The 25,830-nt window shown below is 45.5% G+C and carries 21 protein-coding genes; 17 read left to right on the plus strand and 4 right to left on the minus strand.

Annotation, left to right across the window (positions count from 1 at the left end; translation table 11 throughout):
- Positions 1-148 precede the first annotated feature (148 nt).
- Positions 149-1,213: a tRNA 2-selenouridine(34) synthase MnmH gene (gene mnmH, locus ACGTNI_RS16180; RefSeq protein ID WP_394463746.1), complete on the minus strand. Its 1,065-nt coding sequence runs from the start codon at positions 1,211-1,213 to the stop codon at positions 149-151.
- 128 nt (positions 1,214-1,341) lie between these two features.
- Here mnmH and ACGTNI_RS16185 point away from each other — a divergent pair, with 128 nt between their 5' ends.
- Together ACGTNI_RS16185 and dsdA are read left to right on the plus strand one after the other, a co-directional pair.
- Positions 1,342-2,502, plus strand: coding sequence for a DEAD/DEAH box helicase (locus tag ACGTNI_RS16185; protein ID WP_085507748.1), 1,161 nt, complete (start codon positions 1,342-1,344; stop codon positions 2,500-2,502).
- Between the two features lie 15 nt (positions 2,503-2,517).
- Positions 2,518-3,834, plus strand: a complete 1,317-nt coding sequence (gene dsdA, locus ACGTNI_RS16190) for a D-serine ammonia-lyase (RefSeq protein ID WP_394463747.1) — start codon at positions 2,518-2,520, stop codon at positions 3,832-3,834.
- 123 nt (positions 3,835-3,957) lie between these two features.
- On the opposite strand, the gene desB is transcribed toward dsdA, so the two are convergent.
- The gene (gene desB / locus ACGTNI_RS16195) at positions 3,958-5,016 is read right to left on the minus strand and encodes a Delta(10) desaturase DesB (protein WP_394463748.1); all 1,059 of its coding nucleotides are present in this window, start codon (positions 5,014-5,016) and stop codon (positions 3,958-3,960) included.
- 292 nt (positions 5,017-5,308) lie between these two features.
- Between desB and ACGTNI_RS16200 the strand changes: the two genes are divergently transcribed.
- The 4 genes from ACGTNI_RS16200 to ACGTNI_RS16215 all read left to right on the plus strand — a co-directional run bounded on the left by ACGTNI_RS16200 (position 5,309) and on the right by ACGTNI_RS16215 (position 9,068).
- Entirely contained in the window at positions 5,309-5,491 is a 183-nt protein-coding gene (locus ACGTNI_RS16200) for a hypothetical protein (RefSeq protein ID WP_085507753.1), read from the plus strand.
- A 55-nt stretch (positions 5,492-5,546) separates the two neighbouring features.
- On the plus strand, positions 5,547-5,948 hold the full coding sequence (locus ACGTNI_RS16205; protein WP_085509205.1) for a secondary thiamine-phosphate synthase enzyme YjbQ: 402 nt from the start codon (positions 5,547-5,549) through the stop codon (positions 5,946-5,948).
- 178 nt (positions 5,949-6,126) lie between these two features.
- Positions 6,127-7,296: an MFS transporter gene (locus tag ACGTNI_RS16210; protein WP_394463749.1), complete on the plus strand. Its 1,170-nt coding sequence runs from the start codon at positions 6,127-6,129 to the stop codon at positions 7,294-7,296.
- 317 nt (positions 7,297-7,613) lie between these two features.
- The gene (locus tag ACGTNI_RS16215) at positions 7,614-9,068 is read left to right on the plus strand and encodes an IS1182 family transposase (RefSeq protein WP_394463750.1); all 1,455 of its coding nucleotides are present in this window, start codon (positions 7,614-7,616) and stop codon (positions 9,066-9,068) included.
- A 783-nt stretch (positions 9,069-9,851) separates the two neighbouring features.
- On the opposite strand, the gene ACGTNI_RS16220 is transcribed toward ACGTNI_RS16215, so the two are convergent.
- The gene (locus ACGTNI_RS16220; protein WP_394463751.1) at positions 9,852-11,123 is read right to left on the minus strand and encodes a YeeE/YedE family protein; all 1,272 of its coding nucleotides are present in this window, start codon (positions 11,121-11,123) and stop codon (positions 9,852-9,854) included.
- A 191-nt stretch (positions 11,124-11,314) separates the two neighbouring features.
- Here ACGTNI_RS16220 and ACGTNI_RS16225 point away from each other — a divergent pair, with 191 nt between their 5' ends.
- Complete coding sequence (locus tag ACGTNI_RS16225; protein ID WP_394463752.1) at positions 11,315-12,709, plus strand: YjiH family protein; 1,395 nt, start codon at positions 11,315-11,317, stop codon at positions 12,707-12,709.
- A 147-nt stretch (positions 12,710-12,856) separates the two neighbouring features.
- Positions 12,857-13,111: a hypothetical protein gene (locus ACGTNI_RS16230; protein WP_062445401.1), complete on the plus strand. Its 255-nt coding sequence runs from the start codon at positions 12,857-12,859 to the stop codon at positions 13,109-13,111.
- A gap of 67 nt (positions 13,112-13,178) precedes the next feature.
- Here ACGTNI_RS16230 and ACGTNI_RS16235 read toward each other — a convergent pair whose 3' ends face one another.
- The gene (locus ACGTNI_RS16235; protein ID WP_394463753.1) at positions 13,179-13,670 is read right to left on the minus strand and encodes a 3D domain-containing protein; all 492 of its coding nucleotides are present in this window, start codon (positions 13,668-13,670) and stop codon (positions 13,179-13,181) included.
- Positions 13,671-13,923: 253 nt separating this feature from the next.
- On the opposite strand from ACGTNI_RS16235, the gene ACGTNI_RS16240 reads away from it, so the two are divergent.
- The 9 genes from ACGTNI_RS16240 (at position 13,924) to zupT (ending at position 25,826) form a co-directional block, all read left to right on the plus strand.
- Entirely contained in the window at positions 13,924-15,075 is a 1,152-nt protein-coding gene (locus ACGTNI_RS16240) for a dicarboxylate/amino acid:cation symporter (RefSeq protein ID WP_394463754.1), read from the plus strand.
- A 168-nt stretch (positions 15,076-15,243) separates the two neighbouring features.
- On the plus strand, positions 15,244-16,110 hold the full coding sequence (locus ACGTNI_RS16245; RefSeq protein WP_394463755.1) for a 5'-3' exonuclease: 867 nt from the start codon (positions 15,244-15,246) through the stop codon (positions 16,108-16,110).
- A gap of 621 nt (positions 16,111-16,731) precedes the next feature.
- Positions 16,732-17,943: a zinc-ribbon domain-containing protein gene (locus ACGTNI_RS16250; RefSeq protein ID WP_394463756.1), complete on the plus strand. Its 1,212-nt coding sequence runs from the start codon at positions 16,732-16,734 to the stop codon at positions 17,941-17,943.
- Between the two features lie 12 nt (positions 17,944-17,955).
- Entirely contained in the window at positions 17,956-19,095 is a 1,140-nt protein-coding gene (locus tag ACGTNI_RS16255) for a S1C family serine protease (protein WP_394463757.1), read from the plus strand.
- 209 nt (positions 19,096-19,304) lie between these two features.
- The gene (locus ACGTNI_RS16260) at positions 19,305-22,037 is read left to right on the plus strand and encodes a UPF0182 family membrane protein (RefSeq protein WP_394463758.1); all 2,733 of its coding nucleotides are present in this window, start codon (positions 19,305-19,307) and stop codon (positions 22,035-22,037) included.
- 83 nt (positions 22,038-22,120) lie between these two features.
- Positions 22,121-22,309 carry a DUF4083 family protein gene (locus ACGTNI_RS16265; RefSeq protein ID WP_394463759.1) on the plus strand — a complete coding sequence of 63 codons (189 nt, stop codon included), beginning with the start codon at positions 22,121-22,123 and terminating at the stop codon, positions 22,307-22,309.
- Between the two features lie 574 nt (positions 22,310-22,883).
- The gene (locus ACGTNI_RS16270; protein WP_394463760.1) at positions 22,884-24,098 is read left to right on the plus strand and encodes an EAL domain-containing protein; all 1,215 of its coding nucleotides are present in this window, start codon (positions 22,884-22,886) and stop codon (positions 24,096-24,098) included.
- 166 nt (positions 24,099-24,264) lie between these two features.
- Positions 24,265-24,825 carry a GNAT family N-acetyltransferase gene (locus ACGTNI_RS16275; RefSeq protein ID WP_394463761.1) on the plus strand — a complete coding sequence of 187 codons (561 nt, stop codon included), beginning with the start codon at positions 24,265-24,267 and terminating at the stop codon, positions 24,823-24,825.
- Positions 24,826-25,016: 191 nt separating this feature from the next.
- Entirely contained in the window at positions 25,017-25,826 is an 810-nt protein-coding gene (zupT, locus tag ACGTNI_RS16280) for a zinc transporter ZupT (protein ID WP_394463762.1), read from the plus strand.
- The last annotated feature ends 4 nt before the right edge of the window (positions 25,827-25,830 follow it).

Genomic DNA, 25,830 nt, shown 5'->3' on the forward strand with positions numbered 1-25,830 from the left:
TTTGTCTCATAACCCATGAAAAATTCTCTTTTATTTTCGTTTTTATCTATTATAATTCCGACATTGGCTCTCTTATTTGCAAAATTGTCTCTTATACCAATTCAATGTCTCGTATCGATGACACTTGTCTCCCATACACACCGAAAACTCACTTATTATGCATAGCCGACTTCTTTTCCGCGATGGTTTGCGTCAGCTCGTCGACATGCGCCGTCACAAGTTGTTCGGCCTCTTCCAGGGTTTCAAAAAATACGTGGCGGATGGAGCCGTCATTATTTTTCTCTGCATGTTTATATTTCGGATCATAATAATGAAGGAGCAGCTGCTCGACGACAGTCCGGTAATCACGCTCCTCCAGTGCCTCAGTTATGATACGTTGAGTCTCTGGCGGGGTTCTTTTTTCAATCACTTCCCAGGCAGCCTCAATCGCTTCATGGTGCTTGTCCGGCTGGTACGTGGATAGAATCGTATCGACACGGATAGGGACGGACGTATGAACCTGGATACGCGGGCCGGTTTGTTTACCTTCTATAATAAAAGCGGGAACCTCAATGTTACCGAGGCGTTTGCTTTCTGATTCAATGATATAGTAGTCGGTTTCGCCAATTTCCTGGATTCGCTGCCACAACCGGACATCAAAATCCTTTTGACTGCGGTCTGGCAAATCGACACGACCAAACACAGAACCGCGATGGGCAGCAAGCCCTTCCAGGTCAATGACCGGGTACCGCTTATCAGACAGGCGTTCCAGAATTTCTGTTTTCTTCGTACCCGTCAATCCTTCCAATACAATGAAAGTCCGATTCAGACGCGCTGTCGCTTCCAGGTCTGCCACGACCTTTTTGCGGAACGAACGGATGCCGCCTTCCAGCTGATAGCATTTCAACCCCATCAATTCGAATATTGTCGCCAGTGTCCGGCTCCGCATGCCGCCACGCCAGCAATAAATGATCAGTGGCTTTCTGCCAGAAATCTTTTTTGCCTGCTGGTAAAAATCCGGGAGCTTCGGTGACACGAGTGAAATACCGAGGTCTTTGGCTGCTTCTTTCCCAACCTGCTTGTATGTAGTTCCAACCGTGACACGCTCTTCATTAGAGAAAATCGGCATGTTGATGGCACCGGGGATATGGAATTCTGCATACTCTTTCGGTGTCCGGACATCAAGGACGGGACAGTCCATCTCTAAAGCTTCCGCTATCGTCACTTTCTTCATCGATTTCACCTGCTTTATACCTGAGTGTGTATTGTCAGTATAACATGCCCGGCTTACATTTTTCCTTTCGCGGTAACTTAGGTTAGAATATAGGAAGAAAGTATCTGTTCAAGAAAGGATATCAACCTATGGCAAATCATGAGAATTCGGCCAGCACCTGGCCTCTACTAGACACACTAGCCCCATTCCTGCAGCAGGCATGGGAGAACTCCAAATTCCAGAAACCGACCGAAATTCAAAAACAGGCGATTCCGCCGATTTTAGAGGGGAAAGACGTGCTCGCTGAGGCACCGACAGGAAGCGGGAAGACGCTTGCGTATCTTTTCCCCGTCCTGCAGAAAATCGATCCCGAGAAGAAAGATACCCAGGCTGTCATTCTGGCCTCTTCACGAGAGCTCGTCATGCAAATCCATGAAGAAATGCAAGTATGGAGTGCCGGAAGCGGTATTTCGAGTGCCACGCTTATTGGGGGCGCCAACATTAAGCGACAGTTGGACAAGCTGAAAAAGCATCCGCGTATCATTATCGGAACACCAGGCCGCGTCCACGAGCTGATTAAAAAGAAGAAACTGAAAATGCATGAAGTAAAGACGCTCGTGCTTGATGAAGGCGATCAGCTGCTGGCTCCCGAGCATAAAGGGACGCTCGAAGATATTATTAAAAGTACGCTGGCAGACCGTCAGCTGCTGCTATTTTCGGCAACATTGCCAAAGGTGAGTGAGCTGGAAGCGCAGCGCCTGATGAAGGATCCGGAGATTGTCCGGGTCGGGACAGAATCCGAAAAGCCGGACGTCGACCATGGGTACCTTATTACCGATGCCCGGAAAAAGGTAGACACGCTGAAGCGTCTGACCGTAATTGAAGCGTTTAGGGGGCTCGTTTTTGTGAGAGATATCGGTAACCTGAATGTGCTGGCTGAAAAATTACGTTTTAAAGGGCTGTCGATTGGTGTCATCCACGGCGATTCGAAAAAAGAAGACCGGGTAAAGACACTGAAAGCTTTCCGGGAAGAGAAGTTAGCGCTACTATTGGCGACCGATGTGGCGGCTCGCGGCCTTGACATTCCGTCGCTGAAGTACGTCATCAATTACGATCTTCCTGATGAAACGAGCCAGTATGTCCATCGTGCCGGCCGAACAGGACGAGTTGGATCCCCAGTAGATGGCAACGTTATTTCACTCGTAACCGGAGACGATATCAAAAAGATCGTCAAAATCAGTAAAGAACTCAACATCGATATTACAGAAAAGCAGATGTATCACGGTGAATTAATAGATGCCCGAAAGTAATAAGGAGAGTCGTATATGACAGAGGAAATCGCTGGAAAAACGATGGCTGAATGGCAGGCGGAGTATCCGCTGCTGAAAGAGATCGTGGCAACAGAAGAAGTTTTCTGGGAAAATCCGGATTATCGGCCACACGCTCTTGGGGATGTGGTGTCGAGGGAAGAGCTGGATGAAGCGGCTGCCTTGTTCGAGCGCTTTTTACCTTTTTTGAAAAAAGCATTTCCGGAGGTAGACCTGCCTTCGGAAGGAATTGTTTCCCCCCTCCGGGAGATAGCGGGAATGAAAAAGAAACTCGAGGCTGCTGAGGGTGTTACTATTACAGGTGATTTGTGGCTGAAATGCGACCATGAACTGCCGATAGCAGGTTCGATCAAAGCCCGCGGAGGATTTTACGAAATCCTCCAGTATGCCGAACAGCTGGCGATCGACCATGGTATGCTCGCAAAGTCCGATGACTATAGCAAGCTGTATGGAGAGCCGTTCAAAAGCTTTTACTCCAACTATTCCATCGCGGTAGGATCGACCGGGAATCTTGGTCTCAGCATCGGGATCATCAGCGCAAAAATCGGGTTCCAGGTCACGGTTCATATGTCACAGGACGCGAAACAATGGAAAAAAGATTTACTTCGAAGTTATGGTGTGATGGTCGTCGAGCACCCTGCCGATTTTAGTGTGGCGGTGGAAAAGGGCAGGGAGATGTGCCGTAACGATGAGAACTGTTATTTCGTTGATGATGAAGATTCCAAGAACCTTTTCCTCGGCTATACAGTCGCTGCCAAAGAAGTCGCGCGTCAACTGAAAGAGGAAGGCGTGACGATCGATGCCGCCCATCCGCTGATCGTCTATCTTCCATGCGGGGTCGGCGGAGGACCGGGCGGTGTCGCGTACGGCTTGAAGGAGGTTTACGGGGAGCATGTTCACTGTCTGTTCGCCGAGCCTACCCATGCGCCATCAATGTTACTGGGTCTGCTGACCGGTCTTCACCACAAGATTTCCGTTCAGGATTTTGGCATTGATAATATTACAGAAGCAGATGGTCTTGCTGTCGGTCGTCCATCCGGGTTCGTCGCTCCCATTTTACAACAGCTGATTGCCGGTATTTATACGGTGGAGGACCGGGAGCTGTTTAAAATGCTGTACCACCTTTACTCCAGCGAAAAACTGTTCCTGGAACCATCCGCCCTCGCCGGTATGTATGGACCAGCCCAGGTGACCGGCAAACGGCTGTTCGAAAATCTTGATCAGGCGACCCATCTTGTCTGGTCGACAGGCGGAAATCTGGTACCCGAAAAAGATCGAGAAGCGATGATCAACAAAGGAAAAGCCATCCTATAGCAAGAATGGCTTTTACCAGTTTTTGGAGGGCAACACCCCGGGTCCTCCAAATACTGGAAGTGCCCGCCGATTAAAAAGGCTGGCCCATAAGTCTATTAACGACTTAATTGGGTCAGCCTTTTGTTATTTTCTTAATTTCAGACGCCGGAATTTAATATTTTTCGGGTCAAGTCCGCTGCCAAGTGACCGGTACAGCTTGCCGTATTTGGGATCGGCGAGCTTATTGTCTTTATAGTAGACGCGCGGTGTCTTCCATAATGCGAGCAATGCTTCTCCAAGTGGCATCTCATGGTAACGTTCCGGCCAGAATTTTTTAATCTGCTCTTTAACGAGCGGATAATACTTCGGGTTCATCCCCGGGAACAAGTGGTGCTCTGTATGATAAGAAAAGTTAAAGTGAAGTACATCCACCCACTTGGGAACCGTTACCGTCAAACTGTTTGCCAGTGGATCATTGATCGGGGTAATCGGGTTAAGCCTGTGATTCGTGGAAATATACCCCATTACAATCAGGTTGGCAATCAATAATGGGATGAAAAAGGCAAACAGCCAGTTGGTAAAGCCCATGACAAATAACAGACTGATCCAGAAACCCCACGGCAAGACGACCTGAAGCCATACCACCGGCTGCTTCTTCGGTTTGAATTCTTTGACATAGGTAAAGAACATTTTCAATGAATGGGCCGAAAATTGTACGGCCAGGGATGCGAACGCGAATGTCGCACGGACAAATAGCGGCAGCCGATAGACCCAGTGGAAGATTTTCATTTTTGAAATCTTTTCTAATGTCGGCCAGGCGTCGGGATCTTTTTCCTCATGCTGGGTATGGACATGGTGAATCATGTTGTGCCATTTTCTCCATAGCTTCGGTCCGGTGCTTAACGGGAAGAAAGCGATCGCGCCCAGTAAATCACGGAGCCACGGTTTCCGGACAACCGTGCCATGGAGAATTTCATGTCCGAGAAATCCTAGTCCGGCAAAGCTGAACCCGATAATCACGGAAAGGGTAAGGTTGAGAAGCGGATGCAATTCGAATAGACCAATGGTCAGGAATGCCGCTATCGTCACAATCACATATGCCAATCCTCCAAATAAACGGGTGGGAACTGGCTTGAACACTCCTTTAGGCAAGTGCGGTTTGATTTGTTTGGCATACCAGCTGAACGAATGAAGGTCGTGCATATTCAGACTCCTTTCATAGAAGGAAAGATAATATTTTATTGCTTCTCATCGTATCAAGGCATATTCCTCTAGTCAATGAGTAATTATTACCTGGTATTAATATGTAGTATAAATTGAAAAATTATTCCATAAAAAGGGTATCCACCTTGTCATAGCGAATAGATAATGGTAGATGAGTGACGTTTGAAAAATTTACTCTTAGATTCCTGTCAGGATATTGAACATATCCAGTTCGTCCTTTCATAAAATCATTAATAACAACCATTTTACGTGGAGCAGAGGAGTGATAAGTGTGGGAGAACTCGTTCACTTCCCCCATAAAAGCATCCGGCTGACCAATGAGGAACTGGCGATTTATTGGAGCATCAGAGCCCGGCTGGAAAAAGCAGCGACCCTGGAGGAGATCCGCAAGCTTCGACATGATGTCAAAGCGTTTCGCCACCGTCTTGCCGCAAAATACGGTATCCCTTTATAGGGGAGGTTTGAAGCCACCACTCTCCTTGGTATAGGATGAGGGAGAGGTGATGAAAATGTTGAAACAGTTCGATGTGAAAACCGATCGACGTGACCAAATGCTGGATATTACCAGTGAAATCGAATCGTTCCTGAAAGAAAAAAGGGTGGAGGAAGGCATCGTCGTCGTTTCTTCCCTGCACACGACGGCCGGGATTACTGTCAATGAAAATGCCGACCCCGATGTAAAGACGGATATGCTGATGCGACTGGATGAGGTGTATCCATGGGATCACCCTAAAGACCGCCATGCGGAAGGAAACACGGCATCCCATTTAAAAACCAGTACAGTTGGTCATGCCCAGACATTAATTATCAAAGACGGGAAGCTGCAGTTAGGAACGTGGCAAGGGGTTTATTTCTGTGAGTTCGACGGCCCTCGTAACCGGAAGTTTCTCGTGAAAATTATTCCAGATTAAAACCAGGACCAGTAAATGGTGCTGGTTCTTTTTTGCTCCAAATCAGGAATGGAAAGGCATACATAAAAATGGAGAAATGAAACGGCTGAAAGGCGGAATTATCTGAAACGTTTTAAAGAAAATAAGGCGTGGTAAGCATGGACTAACAGAAAAAGACATACATCCTGGAGGTTAAAACATGAGTAAAGGAAAAAGCATACACGCCTTAATGATATTGTTATTCACGCAATTTATTTCTGGTGGTGTCACCAACACGAAAGGTATCGTTCTAGATCAGGTCGAACAGGACATCGGCCTCGATATGGGCGAATTCGGTTTCGTCGTATTCATATTTCAGCTGGGCTTCACCCTGGCCAGTTTGATTTTTGGTTACCTGACCGATAAAAACGGCTTGCGGATCATGATGACGATTGCAGCCGTATTGATGGGGTCTGGTTTTCTCGGTACCGGACTGGCACCAAATATTACATTCTTCTTAGGTTTCTATATGCTGGTCGGTTTCGGCCTGGGTGCGCTTGGGGTTGCAGGTAATGCCATCGTCCCAGCCGCTTATCCGAAAAAACAGAACCAGATGTTCAACCTGGCGATGGGGATTTACGGACTTGGAATGGTATTATTCCCGCAAATTTTAAATTTCCTGTTCCAGTTCGCTGACTGGAGAGTATTCTACATTGCTATCGCAGCTCTTCATATCGGGGTCATTATCTATATCACATCTGTGAATTTCCCGGAAGGAAAAGTGGAGAAAATCAATTTGAAAGCATTTATCCCTATGTTAAAAGATGCTCAAATGGTGTTTTTAATGGTATTCCTTATGCTCGAAGTATCAGCAGAAGTATCATTCATGAACTTCTTCCCATCTTATTTGAAGAGTCTCGATCTTGGCGGCATGTCCGAGGCTGAAAAAGAAGGAATGACAGCAACCATACTTTCGGTATTCTCGATCTTTTTCATGGCAGGCCGTCTGGCAGTTGCCTATCTATCCAACCATATCAATGAGCGAAAAATATTGATTATGTTCTCCCTTGGTTCTGTCGTAATGGTCGGCATCAGTTTCCTATTTGCCGAGCAATTGCCATACTTGTTTGCCGGTGCCGGTTTATTCTTCTCGACGTTGTTCCCGACGGCGACCGCGTTCGGTACTTCCATTTCGAAAAACCCTGGTACCGCACTTGGTCTGATCTATGTAGCATCAGGAATCGGCGGCGGACTTGCCGGCTTGTTGGTCGGTGCTGTCTCAGAAGCATTCGGTAATGCCGGCGGCTTCAGCCTGATCATTGGATTCTTGCTCGTCATGTTTGTTACTTCCTTGTTTATGAATAAGGAAAAATCAAAGCAAACGATTTAACAAAAAAGATCTAGTAAACTCGAGGCCACTGAAAAAGTCCTTTATAACCTAAAGGGAATGTCAACGTTTGTTGTTGATTCTCACGAATCGCTTGTCGGTGGATGCTTGCCGCGGGCACGGCCTCAGCTAACTTGGTCAAGAAGATCACTTGACCAAGTTGATCTTCGACTCGCGCTGTTCCCGCAGGCGTCACCACCGAACGCTCATCGTGGAATCAACAGAGGAATAACGAAAAAGAGTGATTTTCTTTGATTTATAAAAGAAAGTCACTCTTTTTTCTTGTACAATGAAAGTAATACATAAAAGTGAGGGATTCGATGCTAGACCGTCAATTATCCATGAATTTAAGCCAGTACGAAGGACTCTACGATATGGTGGTCCCTAAGGACCACCTTCTTCGGGAAATCAATGAGCTTATAGATTTTTCCTTCGTTTATGACGAACTGAAGGATAAATACTGTCATGACAATGGACGGAACGCTGTTCATCCCATTCGTATGTTTAAATACCTCCTCCTGAAAACCATCTATACGTTGTCTGATGTGGATCTCGTGGAACGAGCTCAGGTCGACATGTCCTTCAAATATTTCCTTGAAATGGCACCAGAAGATGAGGTCATTGATCCCAGCTTATTAGCTTACTTTCGTCGTAAACGTCTTAAAGACACAAACCTTTTAGATCTCCTGATTGGAAAAACCGTGGAGGTCGCTCTTGAGAAAGGCGTGATTCAATCGAAGTCTCTCATCCTTGATGCCACGCACACCAGAGCTCGATACAATCAAACATCCCCTCAAGAAGTATTGCGTACCCGTTCCAAGAACGTCCGTAAAATGATTTATTCCGTCGATGAATCGATGAAGAAAAAGTTTCCTGAGAAACCAACCGAAGATACGCTTGAAGCTGAGCTGGACTATTCGGAACGTCTTGTCGAAGTCATTGAAAAAGAACCAAAACTCGTCTTTATCCCCAAAATCAAAGAACCTCTGAACTTACTGAAAGAGACGATTACAGATGACCAACTGGAATTGCAGGAATCTCAAGATCCTGATGCCCGTTTGGGACATAAATCAGCTGACTCTGCTTTCTTTGGATATAAAACGCATCTCGGCATGTCTCAGGAACGCATCATTACGGCGGCCACAGTGACTACCGGAGAAAAAACGGACGGAAAGCAGTTACCTGCGTTAGTGAAGAAAAGCCGAGGAGCTGGGTTAGAAGTGGAGGAAGTCATTGGAGATACAGCTTATTCGGCAAAGGAAAATATCAACTATGCCAAAGAAAATGAGATCGAACTCATTTCCAAGTTGAACCCTTCGGTTTCTCATGGATATCGTAAGAAAGAAGAAGAATTTGAATTTAATAAAGACGCTGGCTTGTATGTCTGTCCGGCTGGTCATATGGCTTTTCGAAAAGCCCGTCAGGGCAAGAAGGGTCAAGCAAAAAATCAGGTAGAAACCCACTATTTTGATGTCGAAAAGTGTAAACGGTGTCCCCTTCAGGAAGGATGTTATAAACCTGGGGCCAAAACCAAAAGTTATTCGGTCAGCCTAAAATCAGAAGAACATATGGATCAACTCACCTTTCAAAACAGCGATAGCTTCAAAGAAAGGGCGAAGGAAAGATATAAGATTGAAGCGAAGAATAGCGAATTGAAGCATAGACACGGATATGAGATCGCCTCATCTTCGGGTCGCGAAGGCATGCGCATGCAAGGTGCGATGGCGATTTTCACGGCTAATGTGAAACGAATCGTTAAGCTAATAAAGGAATAGAGGGCACAAACCTCTTGAAATTAGACGAAAAGCGGTCTGTATGGAAATCAATTCCACACAGACCGCTTTTTTAAAATTCTACTTTTCATAGCCCTTCAGTTCTTCAGTGGCCTCAGTAAACTCCGTGGGGATGTTACAGTAAAGCTCCCTTTTGCTGAAGACTCAGTCTTAAGATAGTTGGGTCCGTTACCGAAAGGTAAGGGATGGGCTGTGAAACGACTCGCTTTCCTGCGGGGGACCTGGCGAGCTTCCTCGGGCAAAAACCCTGCGGGATCTCGCCTAGCCCCTTCTCCCGCGGGAGTCTCGACGTTTCCCTGCCCATCCAGCCAGTTTACTAATAAACGGACCCTACAAAAGGTGTATAACTAAAACCTTCATCTCGAAGCATTTATAAATAATGTAAAGGGGACCAAGTCTTTTCTCTATTATCATGGACGGTTTCTAAAAGTGCGATTTCGAGACCTTCCTATAGCAAGGTCCGGTGGGGAACGGCGAGACTCCTGCGGGATGAGCATGACAGATGAGACCCCGCAGAGCGTCAGCTCGAGGAGGCTTCAGCGCATGTCCGCGGAAAGGGAGTCGTTCCCCACCGGACCGTTATGCAGTCAAACATCTCGAAATCAAGTCTTCGACTTTTCGGGCTATTGCTGAATAAGCCTGTTAGGAAAAACAGCAGCAAGGTGATTAACAGAGTCTATAGAAAAAGCGTTGCAATCCCAGGTGGAATTGCAACGCTTTTTTTTGTTCGCGCTACATTTTTAAATTTCGCGCGATCACCGAGAGCTAGCACATGGAATCTTTCGGGTTTGGGTTTTTCAAGCCAAATATCGGACGGATGAAGAGGGCAAGGTAGCTTCCTGCCAAAGCCATGATCATCCACACCCATCCGTGGAGGCTGAAGGATGCGATACCGCTGAAGTATGCGCCGATGTTACAGCCGAAAGCAAGGCGTGCTCCGTAGCCCATCATCAATCCACCGATGATGGAGGAAGCTGCGATGCCCGGTTTGATTTTACCCGGCTTAAAGTTGCCCTGGGCAGCTGCAGCGATGAAAGCGCCAAACAGGATGCCGAAGTTCATGACACTGGTTGCGTCAGCAAGTACTGTCGTCTGAAGTGCTTCGGTATTCCCTTGCCAGTAGCCCCAGCTTGCGACATCGACACCGAACAGAGAAACGAATTTAGACCCCCAAAGTGCAAATGCAGAAGTTATGCCCCACGGGCTTCCTTTGACCATAAGTGTCAGTCCATTCAACAGTGCCAGTACTATTCCGGCAGTCATGAGCGGCCATGCACCGCGCCATAGTTTTTTCCAACCGTTTGTAGTTGGCAGTGGCTTCATGCTAGGTGGATTCTTTTTCTGCGCGTATTTTACGGTCAGTCCATAGATTCCTAGGAAAATAAGCATTTGGACGACCCAGCCGCCGCCATATCCTAGTCCAGTCGTATCAGCAAGGGATACAGCCGGAAGGGAAGGTGTCTGTTCGGTCCAGAAAATAAAGTGATAAGCACCGATTACCGAGCCGGCAATGAAGCCAAGCAGCGTCAGAACCATAGAGGATTTACCCCCGCCGACACTGTAGAGCGTACCGGATGCGCAACCGGAGCCCATCTGCATGCCGACTCCGAATAGGAACGACCCAACGACAAGGCTTATTCCGATCGGGGCGACGTTTCCGGAGAGAGCAACACCATTAAAGCTAAAGTTAGTAGCAAAAATAATACCGAATAAAGTGGTGGCGACCGCCAGCATGACCATGTGGGCCTGCAGCCCTTGAACGTTCCCGACAGCGAGAAGTCTACGAAAAGCTGATGTGAAGCCGAACTTCGCATGAAGTAGTGCCAACCCGAACCCGATACCAATGATATAAAGGAAGGCCTGCGTCAAACCTGCAACGGCAGTGATTGCCATCAGAAGCAGGATGGCGCCAATCAACCCTGCGAACAGGTATCCTTTTTGGACTGGATTCAATGGGGAAACCACCGTCGTCAATTGTTTTAATTTCTTAGAGATGCCCGGTTGTTCCCATTGCGTGTCCACACTAGTTTGAGCCATCTATAAAACCTCCTAATTCCGATAAATATAATGTGTTTTAGCTTTTATATATCTTAAGATGATTTTAATTGTTTGTAAACCCATTAATTTAGTCGGAATAAATTAAATCTAGTTATCTTACAAAAGTAATTGCATAAATATATTATTTTATGTATATTTATAACTAACTTATTTTTCAGGGGGCCACATCAATGGAAGCGAACAAGCAGAGAACCTATCAAACAACTAATTCAGCAATAAAAGCGGAAGCATTTTCATGGAAAAGCTTTAATAAATTTTTTATTCCTTCTTTCATTGGTATTCTATTATTTCTCGTTCCGATTCCTTTTCAAGGAAAAGTAACAATTGGTGTAGGTATACTGGCAGAATCCGTCCAGGGATTCTTTGCTGATCAGATTCCACTCTTTATGACAATTCTGGTGACGTTATCGGCACTTGGGGCACTGGCGGTTAAAATGGTGCAGCCAGCCTGGGTGGAGAGAAGTCCATTACTTAAAAATCTGTTCGACGTTTCGATTTTCTGGACTGGGGTAAGAATGATAGGGGCAGCTTTTGCGATCATGACGATGATGCAGCTGGGTCCGGAATTCGTCTGGTCCGAGATTACAGGAGGAACTGTTCTTTATTCGTTAGTTCCAGTACTTACGACGTGGTTTTTGTTTGCGGCGTTGTTGATGCCGTTTCTAATGTCATTCGGCTTGATGGATTTCATCGGCACGTTGCTGAGAAAAGTAATGCAGCCGGTATTTAAGCTGCCCGGCCGCTCTGCGATTGATGCGACGGCATCCTGGATGGGAGCAGGACCGGTTGGTGTATTGATCACTACTCAGCAGTATGAGCAGGGGTATTATACGAAGCGGGAAGCATCCGTGATTGCGACGAATTTCTCAATCGCATCGATAGCATTCAGCCTTGTTGTCATCACCTTCATCGGCTTGGAACAATATTTTGTTCCGTTTTACTTAGTGGTGACAGTGGCCGTATTCATGGCAGCCATTATCGTACCAAGAATTCCACCGTTGTCACGAAAAAAAGATGAGTATGACGAAATAGCTGGTAAGCAGATCGAGGAATATGTACCGACTGGAAAATCCAGCTTCCGTTCCGGTCTGGATAAAGCGATGGAGCAGGCGGAAAAAGTTCCTTCCTATAAAAATGTGCTTTACAAAGGTTTTGCGAATGTCCTTGATATTTGGCTTGGCCTGATTCCGGTGGTTATGGGACTTGGAACGCTCGCCTTAGTTTTAGCGGAATTTACACCCGTTTTCGTCTGGCTGTCCTATCCGCTCGTACCCGTATTAGAGTGGATGCAGCTGCCAGAAGCTAGTGAAGCCGCTCCGGCTTTAATTGTAGGCTTTGCGGATATGTTCCTCCCTGCTGTGGTCGGCAGTGGGATTGAAAGTGAACTGACACGTTTCGTGATCGCCGGCATTTCGATAACTCAGTTGATTTATATGTCGGAAATCGGGGTATTGATATTGAAGTCGAAAATTCCGCTTAGCGTCGGGGAAATGTTTGTTATCTTTTTACAGCGGACCATCGTCACACTTCCGATCATCGTCCTATTCGCTCATTTGTTATTTTAAATAGGACGGGGCATCTTAACAGGGAGGAAGACCCAGGGGACTTGAGTGAATCGTGCTAATTTTTACACAAACTGTCCCTTATCGTTTGCGACTCAGAATCGACTGTACTAAAATAAGCGACACATGAAAAAAGAAAGGATGAATATTTTGGCTGAACAAGAAAGTAAACGAGATTGGCAATTTAATTTTCTAATGAATAGTGGAAGAACGGTGACACAAGAAGTGGAACTGAGTGAAGAGCATACGGCAAAGGAAGCCTGTGAGTTTATTATGAAACAATTGGAAAGAGGCATGTGGTGGTCACTGGATGATGACCTTGTTATCCGCACCGATCGTGTCGAAACATTCTTTGTCGGTGATTTGGAACGAGAAGAAGAATTCTTAAATAAAGATGATGATTAAATAAAAGAAACAGCGCCCGGCTTGTCTGATCAAGCCGGGCGCTGTTTTTATGGTCAATAGCTGCTAACTAATTTAAGATGGTAACTTCAATTGTTTCGCGGCCGAACGCTTTGGCGTCTTGCAAATCAGCCATGAACAAGTCGATTCGGTTACCTTTGATATCTCCGCCGATATCTCCGGCTATAGCTGTGCCATAGCCAGGCACATGGACAGTAGAGCCGATCGGAATGATATCAGGGTCGACAGCGATCACTTTCTTATTCGGGTTTGCTTTCAAATCGATACCGGTATACGTGATGCCTGTACACCCTTCACAGGAAGCGGTATAGGCTGTGGCCTCAACGGTGACTTTTGCCCCTGTTGTTTCGTTTGAATTGTTAGAAGCCTGTACAGGTTTTTCCTGCTCAAAACGTTTCAGCTGATCAGATTTATTCGTTAAAGCGATTTTCTTTTCGCTTGTGGTATCAACATTTATTTCTGCTTGGGAATGTATTTCGTTGACTGTAATTATGCTGGCAATAAGAGCAAGGACGACACCAATTTTTCTCAGAAGATTCAATCAAATTGCCCCCTTCAAATGAACTACTCCGCTCATTGTAGCAGGCGTGACGGTACTTTAACACTACAGGGGCACTACAGTTTGATTGCAATTAGATGACAACTATATATGTAAGCGATTACTTCAAAAATGCAGAAATTAACACGCTGAAATGCTTTTCTAATTGTCTGGTTTGTTATAGAGTATAGGATATGATTCTTTCTAGGGAATACATTTTTACATCGGAGACGTACAATTAGAGGAGAGAAGAAATATGAAAAAAGTACCTTTACTCGCACGAATCATTATTGCAATCATTCTTGGGATTTTGATCGGTTCCTTCTCGCCGGAAGGTCTGATCGAGTTGTTTGCTACCTTTACCGGATTATTCGGTAACTTTTTAAGCTTTATCATTCCATTGATTATTCTCGGATTCATTGCTCCTGGTATCGGATCCATTGGAAGAGGTGCAGGGAAGATGCTCGGTCTCACTACCGGTCTCGCCTACACTTCCACGGTAGCCGCAGGCTTGCTGGCTTTCGTCGTAGCTGGAACACTTTACCCTGTAATGCTGCAGGGACAGACAGCCTCCCAACTGGAAAACCCGGAGGAGTCACTCGTAGAGGCTGCTTTTTCGGTGGATATGCCACCTGTTATTGATGTGATGGGCGCATTGATTCTAGCTTTTGTCCTTGGGCTCGGAATTTCAAGGTTGAAGGGTAATGCCCTATTGAATGTGATGGATGAATTTCGAAGCATCATCCAATTGGTTATCGAAAAAGTGATTATCCCGCTTTTGCCATTCCATATCTTTGGTATTTTTGCCAATATGACTTATGCCGGGCAAGTGCAGACGATTCTGAATGTCTTTTGGAAAGTATTCATTATGATCATCCTGCTTCATTTCGTCTATCTCGCCGCTGTTTATACACTGGCTGGATCCTTGCACAAAATGAACCCCGTCCGGATGCTCCGTACGATGCTGCCGGCCTATTTCACTGCGCTTGGTACACAGTCATCAGCCGCGACAATCCCGGTTACACTGGACCGCGTCAAAAGAGTAGGTGTCCGGGAGCGGGTGGCAGACTTTGGCATCCCGCTCCTTGCGAATGTTCACCTCGCAGGTAGTACCATTACCATCACCAGCTGTGCGATGGCCGTCATGTACTTGCAGGGGCAGATGGCAGGATTCGGTTCGGTCGCACCATTCATTCTGATGCTCGGGGTGACGATGATTGCTGCCCCAGGGGTCCCAGGAGGGGCTGTGATGGCAGCGCTCGGCCTGCTGGAGTCGATGCTCGGGTTTGGTCCTGCCATGACGTCGTTAATGATTGCCCTATATCTTGCCCAGGACAGTTTTGGAACAGCGACGAATGTTACCGGGGACGGTGCCTTGACAACCATCGCCAACCGCTTTTCAAAATAATTCCTGACATTCACGTCGGCCTCTCATGGTCGGCGTGTTTTTATGTAGCCATCTTTCTTTCTATAAAAACACCTAGTATACTAGTAAAGTAATAGTTGCTTTTTTATAAAAAGGATTAAAGTATAAGAAAAGACTAAGGCTTTCTAATAATAGTAAGGGGGAGTACCAGTGAAAGCGAATAAAATTTTGCTTGTCGATGGCATGGCGCTATTATTCCGCGCTTTCTATGCAACTGCGATGAGCAACTACTATATGATAAACAGCAAAGGAATTCCTACCAATGCCGTCTATGGCTTTGTCAAACACCTGTTCACCGCTACAAAAAATTATGAACCGAGCCATGTCGTATGCTGCTGGGATATGGGCAGCACCACATTCCGAACGGAAATGTTTCCGGAGTACAAGGCGAACCGCGGAGAGCCGCCAGTGGAACTGGTGCCGCAGTTTGACCTGGTCAAAGAGGTCGTGGAGTCACTGGACATTCCGAATGTGGGGCTTGCCGGCTACGAAGCAGATGATTGTATCGGCACTCTCGCATCCAAATACAGCGAACATTCCGAAGTGATTATCCTTACCGGAGACCAGGATATCCTTCAGCTCCTGCAGGATAACGTCACGGTCTCTTTATTGAAAAAAGGCTATGGCAATTATGCCGAATACCAGCATGAAACTTTTGTGGAGGAAAAAGGGATCACTCCAGCTCAAATGATTGATTTGAAAGCATTGATGGGGGATTCCAGTGACAACTATCCAGGTGTAAAAGGAATCGGGGAAAAAACAGCATTAAAGCTGATTACCGAGTATGAGACGATCGAAGGCATTCTCGATAACCTGCCGAAGCTGACCAAAGGCCAGCGGGCGAAAATCGAGAATGAATTGGAAATGCTCCACCTTTCCCGCAAGCTCGCGGCCATTCATTGTGGAGTTGATGTCGACTGTTCCCTGGATGATGCGATTCTCGAAATCAACCAGGAACGAATGATGGAAAAATTCAACGAGCTGGAATTCAAACGCCTCGAATCATTACTGTCTTAATAGATAACTTATTTAAAAGAAGAGACTGGGACAAAACTATTTCTGTTAACAGAAAAGATATCAATAAAATATTAGTGCAAGTAGGAAAAAAGAGCGTAGTCAAAATACGCAGACTCCTGTGGGAACAGCACGAGTCTGAAGACCCCGGAAGAAAGTGGTCTTTGCTTTCTGAGGAGGCTGAAGCCGTGCCCGCGGAAAGCGAAGTATTTTGACGAAGCGGTACTTTCTCTATTGCTGAATAAATAAATCCCGTACAAATTCTATGGAATTGTTCGGGATTTATTTAGATTCTAGTCTTTTGTGCCAGCCTCATTTTTTGTGCCTAACTAGGAAATTATAGAATTTTCTTTTAGTTAGTAACTATACGTGGTGGGTCGAATCCAGCTCCAGCGCCTACCCCCTCGAGGTCTTAAGTCAATCCTCTCTGTAACAAAGACCGTCACGGCGAGGCTTGTCTTAAGCTTGTCGGGGGTGAGCAAGGCGCTTGCGCTTTTGTTTTTTAAAATCTACCATCTATTCCCGAAATTCTGTCGAAACATGCTATAATTGATAAAGTATGTTTGAGTTCCATATATTTACCAGTTTCATACGGAGTATCTTTTAAAAAAAGGGAGTGAGCCCATGATAGAATGCCCGAATTGCCAAAACGAAGTAAGTGAGGGCTCTCATTTTTGTCCCAATTGTGGTACAAAGCTAAATGACGATGCACGGCTACATAATGACGAAATTTCCGCCACGGTAGCAGAAGAGACATCTTCTCGCTCGGAGCAGAGAGAGCCAAAAAAGAAGAAATGGATCATGATTCTGCTTCCCGTGGTCGTTCTCCTGTTAGCTGGAGGTGGTGTCGGTTATACGTATGCACATGAGAAGAATATCAACGAAGAGGTACTTAAGCTGAAGCGGGATGCAGAAGCATCTGCTCTGGAAGGCGAATACGATAAAGCCGAATCACTCCTTATGCAGGCAGTCGAAAAAAGGGAAAACTTTACCGTGCTGAATAAAGATTTGGCGTTCATCAAGGAAGCAAAAAACTTTGATGCCGAACTGGCAGACATCGAAGAGCAAATCAAAAAAGATGAATTGGAGAATGCGAGTGACCGCATCGATAATTTGCATAGTGATATCGACGCAAGTAACAGCAAGCTTGTTCCAGGTTTCCTGCCAAAACTGGATACTATGGAGTCGCAGATCAAGATCAAACGGATCAATAGCGAGCTTGCTGAACTTTCGACCGTTGATCAGCTGGCAGCAAAATTATCTACGCTATCCCGTTATAACTTAGAAGAAGCGACAAAGGTAAAAGCGAAGATTTTAGAAAAAATCGTTACCATTGCATCAAATAATGCGGAAAATCATATAGCGTCCAAAGAGTTCAGTAAAGCGATTGCCGCAGTAGACCATGCGCTCCAGTTTGCCGTCAATAATGAAAAACTGCTCCAGCTGAAAAAACGTATCCAGCAGGAGCAGGAAGCATTCGTTCAGGCCCAGCGCGAACGGATTGAACGTGCCGCAGAAAAGGCAGCACAGGAAGACTTGAAAAACCAGACAGCTGCTGTCGAAGTGAAAAATATCAAGGCAGAGCTCGATGACCTTGGTGACTTGACTGTTACCGGCGAAGTTGAAAGTGTCGCAACAAAAATCGTCAGTTCGGTCACACTGGAATTAGAAGTGCTGGATAGTGATGGCAACCCAATGGATGTAGAAGAAAACACAGTTACGGTTTACCCGATGTATTTGAACCCGGGTGATACCGGTAAATTTGAAAAGCAATTTTTTGAAATCAATGAAGAAGTCGAAGTCAATGTCGACAATATTGAATGGTATGTGGAGTAGGAGGGACGCAGCATGAATCGCAAATGGCTGATCAGTATCATTTTATCAGTGATTATTGCAGGTGCAGGCGTCTCGGGAGTGATTTATCTCCAAGATGTGATGCCTGCCAAATTGGAAGAAGCATCCGCACTGGTTCAGACCAGCAATAATGACCAGGCAGAGGAAGAACCTGTTACGAAAGAGGAAGAGGAAATTATCCAAGAATCCCAGGATCGGGTTTTTCAAATCACCGCTTCGAACGGTGAGCAGGGTTCCGGGTTCCTTTATAACGAAAAAGGGGATCTATTAACGAATGCTCATGTGGTGGCCAATACCCGGGAGGTTACAGTTACAACATCTGATTCAAAAGAATTACCCGGTGAAGTCATTGGCATCAGCACCAATACCGATGTTGCAGTTGTCCGGGTCCCCGCTCTAAACGAAAGTGACCCTTTACCGATTGAACGTGAAAACAAGGCGGAAATGCTGGATAACGTGCTGGCACTTGGAAGTCCGCTCGGGTTGCAGAATACCGTTACAACTGGGGAAATCACGGGGTTAGACCGGGAATTTGATATTGCTCCTTTTGAATATCGCGGGCTGTATCAGATTTCTGCCCCGATCCAGCCGGGTAACAGCGGCGGACCACTGATTGATGCAGAAACAGGTCACGTAATTGGCATCAATTCCGCGAAACTGGACAAAGAAGGGATCGGCTTCAGCATTCCGCTTCCCGATATTCTTGATCTTGTGGAAAGATGGTCAGAATCGCCGATGGAAAGCCTGCCTGAAATCCAGGACACTGTCGGCGGGCCAGGGGAAGGCTATAATACAACCCCTGTCGATCAGGCGACTTATATTGTGGAATATTTTTATGAGAGCATCAACCAGGGGGATTTCGTCACGGCCTACTCCCTGATCGGGAGCAGCTGGCAGGGAGATAATTCGTATGAAAACTTTCGCCAGGGTTACTCGAATACATTATCGGTAAAAGTCGACGACTTGATTCCAAAGCAATCTGGAAAAAACGTACAGGTAACCGCCTTTATTACAGTGGAAGAAAACATAGGTGGCGACGTGAAAATAAAGAAATTTAAACTCAACTACATCGTTGGTGTAGAAAATGACCAGATCAAGATTCTATCAGGAAAAGGTGAAGAGGTCTCTTCCTGATCAAAACCCGGCAGGATTGATCCCTGCCGGGTTTTGACGCTTTTGTGAATAATGGTTTGCGAAAAGAGGAAGCTGGAAGTCGTTGTCGAATACTTAGAAGAATAATATTTTCTAAGAAAAAGTGAAACGAATGACACGATTCGTTCGTATTACAGAAAGTAAAAGGTAGATGCATACAATTATGTATAAGGTAATTAAGGGGGAGAAAATTGGATAATCGAACAATCAACATGCCGACAAGACAGAAACAGAAACTGAAGAAATTCGGGTCCCTATTAGGTGCGGTATTCGGCCTTTTTATCGTCGTGGCTATCATATTGATGCTAACGCTCAACTGGATCACCGATTACATATGGATGGATTCTCTAGGTTTTAAATCCGTATTTACGACAATTTTCACAAGTAAACTATTACTTGGTATCGGTGGGTTCCTGATCTTTTTCCTATTGACGTATGTAACGCTTTCCTGGGTCAGGAAAACGTATATCGTGTATTTCGATCGGGAACGGCTTCCGTCTATCCTGTTTTCGAAAAAATGGTCGCAACTGATCATGATTGCACTGGCAGCATTTGTGGGGCTTTTGGGCAGCAGTATCGTTCAGGGAATCGGCTGGGAGTTATGGCTGAAATTCCTGAATCACACATCATTTGGAATTAAAGACCCTCATTTTGATATGGACATTTCTTTTTATATGTTTGTCCTGCCATTTATCGATTTTGCGATTAACACACTGCTTGGTTTAGGAGTTTTGCTTCTGCTGGTCCAGGTTGGTTTTTACTCCGTATTTGGCATGTACCGGGAAAGCCGGATGGCTCAGCTCCATATGGGGATTACGCTTGGTGTCATCGGCATTTTGCTGGCAGGTGTCCATGTACTTGAGCCATATGGCACATTGCTCACTAACCAGGTGAATATTTTTCAAAGCAGCGTGGTACACGGGTTAAGTTACACCGATAAAGTGATTAACAACCCGGCTTCTTATGTTTTGGCAGCAGCGGCTGTCATCGGGGCAATCTGGATGATTGTGATGCTCGTACGCGGGAGACTTCAGGCGATGCTTACCCCGGTGGCGATTTATGTAGCCTTGGTTATTATCGCTCAGGGGGCGTCCGTCATCGTTCAGAATTACGTCGTATCTCCCAATGAATTTAGCAGGGAAAGTCCATATTTAGAACAGAACCTTGAATTTACCCGGGCTGCCTATGACTTACACGGAATCGAAGAGCGGGAGCACCCAGGCAACCAGTCCCTGGATCAGGAAATGGTTGATAATAATGAATTAACCATCAATAATGTGCGAATCAATGACGCCCGGCCGATTCTCGATATTTATAACCAGCTCCAGACGTTCCGGACATATTATGAGTTCAATGACATCGATGTCGACCGTTATGAAATTGATGGAGAATATACCCAGGTGTTCCTGGGGGCGAGAGAGCTGAATACGGTTGATTTACCTTCTCAGGCAAAAACGTGGGTGAACGAAAACTTACGCTATACGCATGGTTATGGTATTGTAATGAGCGATGTCAATGAAATCACCTCCCAGGGACAGCCGGAGTATCTGTTGCGGAACCTACCGCCAGAAGGGGCACTTGATATTAGCCGTCCACAAATTTACTTTGGTGAAGAAAAGTATAAAAATGTCATCGTAAACAGTGATGTGGATGAGTTTGACTACCCGGCCGGAGACGAGAATATGTCGACACGCTTTGAGGCAGACAGCGGCATTTCCTTATCAGGTCTGAACCGTCTCATTTTCAGTCTGGATGCCGGTTCATTCCGAATGTTTGTCTCTGATCAAATCAATGGAGACAGCCAGATACTGATGACGCGTAATATTATGGACCGCGTTGAACGAATTGCTCCTTTCTTCGAATACGATGAGGATCCCTACATTTTCGTACGCGAAGACGGCAGTCTGGCTTGGATGATCGACGCTTATCTGACGGCAGAACGTTATCCGTATTCTGAACCGCACAGTGGCGATGAGAATTACATCAGGAACTCGGTCAAAGTAATGGTGGATGCCTATAGCGGGGAAGTGGACTATTACGCAGTCGACACTGAGGATCCATTGCTGCAGACTTATCAAAAGATGTTCCCTGACCTGTTTACAGATGACATACCGGCTGATGTAGAATCACATTTCCGCTATCCGGTTGACTTATTTAAAGTTCAGGCCTCCATGTATGGGACTTACCATATGACTAATTTGGAAGTTTTCTATAACAGGGAAGACAGATGGGAGTTCCCGACTGAGAAATACTTCAATGAAGACATCGAAATGGAACCCTATTACATTACGATGAAGCTTCCAGAATATGAGGAAGAAGAGTTTGTGCTGATGCTGCCATTCACGCCAAGAAACAGGCAGAACATGGTTGCATGGATGGGGGTCCGAAACGATGGGGAAAATTACGGGGAAACTTTCGTATACCAATTCCCGAAACAGCGTAATATTTACGGACCGCAGCAAATTGAAAACAGAATCAATCAGGACAGCAATATCTCTCAACAGTTGAACCTGTGGTCACAGGGTGGGTCGGAAGTCATCCGTGGAAATCTGCTTGCCATCCCGTTAGAGGACACGGTGTTGTACGCAGAACCGATTTATATCGAGTCTTCTAATGAGACATCATTGCCGGAAGTGAAGCAGATTATCCTGGCTTACGGGGATCACATTGTGATGGAGCCGACTTTCCAGCAGGCACTGGATCGCATGCTCGGACTCATCGACCCTGACGTCGAACCAGATGAAAGCGATGGAGAGGAACAGCAGCAAGAAGGGGACGCGGGGGATGTCATGGAATCTCAGCAGATACTTGGTGAATTATCCACGTTGTTTGAAGACTACCAATCCGCACTATCCAATGGAAACTGGGAAGAAGCAGGAGCCATCATGGAAGAAATTGAACAGCGCCTGCGGGATGCTGAGTAGAATAAGAAGAGATAACAGCCCGAATTAATTATGTTCGGGCTGTTGATTTATGGACTATTATTAAGTTTATCGGAGGGAGATCCATGTATTTATTAGCAGAAGGCGGGCTGATGATAGGTGATATGCTCGCCCAGGCTCTGTTTTTTATTATTCTGCTGCTGATTATTATCGGCTTGGTTCGATTTATTAAAAAATCTACCACCAAGGATACACGGTTGGAGCGAATCGAGGAAAAACTGGACCGCCTGCTGAAAGAGAAAGACGGAAGTTAAATAGGGTAAAAAAACACCTGACACGCCATGTGTCAGGTGTTTCTATAAACAACTTAGGTGACCCAACCATATCAGAACCATCCAGGATTCTGCAGTTTGAGAGTTTTACAGAAGGATAATTCTTTGGTGAATTCGTTTCCTTCTACCTCTGGGTTAAGTCCGATTTTTAAAAACTTATTACGTGAAGATCAGTAAAGCCTCTTGCTCTGTCTGCCGCCAATATTCCAGCAGACCTGACTGCCCGGAACAAATTTCAGGGCTTGTATCATACCATGCACAGGAAGTGCGATCCCTATTTTGAACCGGCGTCTCTGTTCGTTTGGAAACGAACTCGCAATGGTTGAGCCGCCTAAGTTGTTTATCTATCTTCTTTACACTTTTATTATACCACCATTTTCACATAAGGAAACCACAAGTTGTGAACTTTTTGTTAACGCTTACATATGTTGTTTCCGTTACGGTAGTAACGGCTTGGAGGGCCGGGAAATTACTCGCTTTCCATGGGCGTACGGTGAGCTTCCTAAAGTAATCTATTATAATGAATATGATAGGATAATAGAAAGGAGGAATCGCTATGGATCCGTTAGATATTCTCGGTGATTTAAGTAAAACAAAACCTGCCTACCAGCCGGTGATCAGTGCAATCAGGCACAGCGTCATCGGGTATGAGCTGTTAGGCCGATGCTACGATGGGGAGAAATGGATCAGTCTTGGCAATTTCTTTCGCGATCCAGATGTCCCGGATGAGTTTAAAATAGAAGTAGACCAACATTTGCTGGAACAGGCAATCACGGACTTTTTGGAATCCAATCGAAAAGGGCTGTTGTTCATCAATCGTAACGCCCGGCAATTAATGCTGCATGACGGCGAAGATCTGCTGACGACGCTGCAGTTGTTTGAGGAAAAAGGGTTTTCGATGAGCCGGGTTGTCATTGAAGTGACTGAACATGATTTTGAAGAGGATTTCGAAGCGCTGAGTCATTTGCTCCGCTATTATAAAACCTATGGTATTCAGATAGCCGTCGATCATATCGGCGCGAAAAGTTCCAACATCGACCGAATCCGCCAGCTTGAACCCCACTTATTAAAAATTGATACCAATATCATACGAAGACCGAACGCTGACAGTTTTCAGGATATCGTTTACTCATTATCCATGTTGGCACGTCGTATAGGTGCTGCATTACTGTTTGAAAATATTGAGGATGATTTTCAGCTTCATTTTGCCTGGAAGCATGGGGGAAGGTTTTATCAGGGGAATTACCTGGCAGAACCAGGGTTTGATTTTTTAGCCCCGAATGCGGTGAGTGTCGGCATCGGCGAGAAAGTGGCCAAGTATATTTCGAGGGAAAAAGCTTTGATTGAGCAACGGCTTTCCTTGCTGCTGGCATGGGAACAAAAAGTGAAACGGCTGCTTCCAAAATGGGAAGGTACAAAAAAAGTGGATGCTTTTATCGAAAAGGTAACAGAGCAATTTGATCATGAAAGCTTTCGTATGTTCGTATGTAACAACGATGGCCAGCAAGTGTCTGCAAACTTTAGGAAAAGAAATGCTGATTGGACGGTGGAACCCGAGAAAAAAGGTTCCAACTGGGCGTTTCGTCCGTATTTTTTGGAAAATGTCATGTTGATGAAAACTTGGAACAAAGGGATTTTGTCCGAGCTTTATTCGGATATTGAAACAAAGGAAACCATCCGTACTTTCAGTTTTCCGCTGACCGACCAGCATTTTCTATTTATTGACATGAAGTATTCCTATATATATGAACATGAATGTCTGCTAATCTAATACCACTGCGCAATAAGATCAGGGTAGCACGGCTAATTCTGACCAGCCCAAGCTGAATTTATCATTTTTTTCAAAAAACAGTGAAAATATTCCATTCTTATGATATGATGTTTCTCAACTTTCATATCAGACAGAGAAATAATTATATCAGGGATGGTGGTCAGAGATGCAGCCGATTTTAATTGATTTTCCGTCAGCGTTCGAAACAGAGCGCCTTCAAATCCGCATGCCGCTTCCAGGCGATGGTGATGCTGTGCATGAAGCGCTGGAAGCTTCCCATGAAGAGTTGAAACGATGGATGCCATTCGCTCAACGGCGACAATCGTTGGAAGAAACTGAGTCAAACGTAAGAGAAGCACATGCCAGGTTTTTGACGAGAGAAGATTTGCGGTTACATATTTTTGAAAAAGAATCCGGGAAATTCATCGGTTCTTCCGGCCTTCATCGAATGAATTGGGAGATTCCTAAATTTGAAATCGGCTACTGGCTGGACAGCCGCTACTCCGGAAAAGGCTATATGTCCGAGGCAGTGGAAGGGATTACTACGTTTGCATTTGAAGAATTGAAGGCAAGACGGGTGGAAATCCGTTGTGATGCCGCTAACAAGGCAAGCAGGAAGATCCCTGAACGCCTTGGATTTGAGCTGGAAGGTATTTTACGCCACGATGACCTCTCCGTGGCTGGTGATGAACTGCGTGATACATGTATCTATGCGAAAGTCCGGTAATAGAGTATATAAGTTCTCTGTTCCGCTAAAGTTTTTCAGTTTTATAGGCACATGCCGCCCCTTTGCTACATAAAATTGTGGCAAGGGGGTTTTTTCGTTTAGGAATATTTTATTACTTTAGTTAAAAATGTTTCCCTAGGTGAAAATTACAGTTAGAATGACCTTAGGATGTTTGAAAGGAGAGAGAAGATTTGGGTTCAGATTTATTGTTAGCATTCGGTTTAACTTTAATGGCCGGTCTGGCCACAGGCATTGGTAGTATGCTGGCATTCTTCACGAGATCCACCAATACCCAGTTCCTGTCTTTTGCACTTGGTTTTTCGGCTGGTGTGATGATTTATGTATCCATGGTGGAAATATTCTTCAAAGCCAAAGATTCTTTGGTAGGAGCCATGGGGATAGAGGCCGGAAACTGGGTGACGGTCGCTTCTTTCTTCGGCGGAATGCTGTTCATTGCCTTGATTGATCGGTTCATACCTAAAAAGGCAAACCCCCATGAAGTGAAAAAAGTAGAGGATATGAAGAAGCCACAGCAAGGTAACGGGGATCCGGCGCTTTTGAAAATGGGAACGTTCGCCGCTTTGGCGATTGCCATTCACAATTTTCCGGAAGGGATCGCTACCTTTACCTCAGCCTTGCAGGACCCGAGCCTTGGTATAGCGATTGCTGTTGCGATTGCGATCCATAATATTCCCGAGGGCATCGCTGTTTCCGTTCCGATTTATTTTGCAACCGGCGATAAGAAAAAAGCATTCAAACTGTCATTCTTATCTGGCTTATCGGAGCCAGTCGGCGCGATAGCCGCTTACCTGATTTTGATGCCATTCTTAAATGAAGTGATGTTCGGTGTCATCTTCGCTGGTGTAGCGGGGATAATGGTATTCATCTCCCTCGATGAACTACTGCCGGCAGCGAAAAGATATGATGAAGCTCATCTTTCCATTTATGGTGTAATCAGCGGAATGATGATTATGGCACTAAGTCTGCTGTTATTCATCTGAATAA

The organism is Thalassobacillus sp. B23F22_16, from assembly GCF_043496955.1.
Taxonomy (GTDB): domain Bacteria; phylum Bacillota; class Bacilli; order Bacillales; family Halobacillaceae; genus Thalassobacillus; species Thalassobacillus devorans_A.